The sequence below is a fragment of the uncultured Limnohabitans sp. genome, assembly GCF_937889215.1.
Classification (GTDB): Bacteria; Pseudomonadota; Gammaproteobacteria; order Burkholderiales; family Burkholderiaceae_C; genus Limnohabitans_A.
This window is the reverse complement of the sequence record NZ_CALBEX010000167.1, coordinates 1-1,655: the sequence shown is the minus strand read 5'-3', so window position 1 is coordinate 1,655 and position 1,655 is coordinate 1. Positions and strand designations below refer to the sequence as shown.

The window sequence follows — 1,655 nt, the reverse complement described above, 5'->3', positions numbered from 1 at the left end:
TCTTGTCGCTCTCGCTCACCGAAGCCTTTGTGCGCCCGCTCTACCACTGGCGCACCTCGCGCCCGCACGCCTATAGCCACTCCAGCCTGAACTGCCGTATTGACGACAACGCGCAGTTCCAGGACGGCCCCGCACACGGCGCGCCGCCGCTCAATGTGCGCCTGACGGACACGCAGTTTTTGCTGGACCACCTGGGCGGTGGTTTTGATCTGCTGTGGTTTGGCGCGGCTGATGCATTGCCTGCCGAGCTGCGTGACGGTGTTGCCCAATGGCATGCACAGGGATTCCCTTTGAAGCTCACTTGCATCACTCTGTCTGGCCCGCCTGAGGCGGGCCTGGTTGAAAGCCCGACCGATGCGCCCTGGCTGCAGGTGCTGTCAGACCCGCAAGGCCGAGTGCACAGCCGCTACGGCGTGACCACGCCCGGCGCGGCCTACCTGTTGCGTCCCGACCAGCACATTTGTGCCCGCTGGTTGCACCTCGATGCCCAGCGCTTGGACGCCGCCCTCGTCCAAGCCACCACCGGAGAAGCCCCATGAACATCACCACAGGTTTGGACATTGCCGGTCTGGAAACCGCCTACGACCAACTGGCCATGGCCATTGACGCCGCAGGCCCCGAAAAATCCGAACTCTTTCTGGTCAAGCTGGCCTTGCTGGCCGCTCAAGCCTTGGGCGACGCGCCAGCCTTTGTGGACCTGATTGAGCGGGCCCAAAAGGACCTTTGACGCGGCGCACCCCGTCTTGCTGGGTGTCAATACCCGCGCCAGCCTCAGGCCCACCGCTGAGCGCCTACACTAGCGGGTTATCCCGAATGCCCGCCCATGAACGCCTTTGTCGACGTCTCCTTTTTTCCGCGTGACGCCAAACCGCTGACCAGTTACCGCAAATACTGGGCGCAGCGCTTTGGCACGGCCCCGTTTTTGCCGATGAGCCGCGCCGAAATGACCCAACTGGGCTGGGACAGCTGCGACATTGTGCTGGTCACGGGCGACGCTTATGTAGACCACCCCAGTTTTGGCATGGCCGTGATCGGCCGCATGCTGGAAAACCAGGGTTTTCGGGTCGGCATCATTGCCCAACCGGACTGGACCAGCGCTGACGCCTTCAAAGAGCTGGGCCAACCCAACCTGTTTTGGGGCGTGACCAGCGGCAACATGGATTCCATGATCAACCGCTACACGGCGGACCGCAAAATCCGAACCGACGACGCCTACACCGCGGGTGATGAGGGCGGCAAGCGGCCGGACCGCGCCGCCATCGTCTACAGCCAGCGCTGCCGCGAAGCCTTTCCGGAAGTGCCCATTGTGCTGGGCGGCATCGAAGGCAGCTTGCGGCGTATCGCGCATTACGACTACTGGTCTGACAAAGTGCGCCGCTCGGTGGTGGTGGACAGCAAGTGCGACCTGCTCTTGTACGGCAACGCCGAGCGGGCCATTGTCGAAATCGCCCACCGCCTTGCTGCCCGCGAGCCGGTGCAACAGATCACCGACGTGCGCGGCACCGCCTTTGTGCGCCGCGAAACGCCTGAAGGCTGGTTCGAGATCGACTCCACCAGCGTTGACACCCCCGGCCATGTGGAAGCGCACATCAACCCGTATTTGATGATTTCGGACCAAGCGCGGGAGCAGGGCGCCACTTGCGCCCGCGAGGAAG

At 63.5% G+C, this 1,655-nt stretch carries 1 protein-coding gene and 2 pseudogenes; all 3 read left to right on the top strand.

Annotated features, from left to right (window positions below):
- Nucleotides 1–539: pseudogene (locus Q0341_RS04365) on the top strand (monooxygenase); the annotation flags it as partial.
- A complete protein-coding gene (locus Q0341_RS04360) occupies nt 536–727 on the top strand; it encodes a DUF2783 domain-containing protein (protein ID WP_299510835.1) in 192 nt (63 codons plus the stop codon). The pseudogene Q0341_RS04365 and the gene Q0341_RS04360, both read left to right, overlap by 4 nt.
- Before the next feature lie 96 nt (nt 728–823).
- A pseudogene (locus tag Q0341_RS04355) lies at nt 824–1,655 on the top strand (YgiQ family radical SAM protein); the annotation flags it as partial.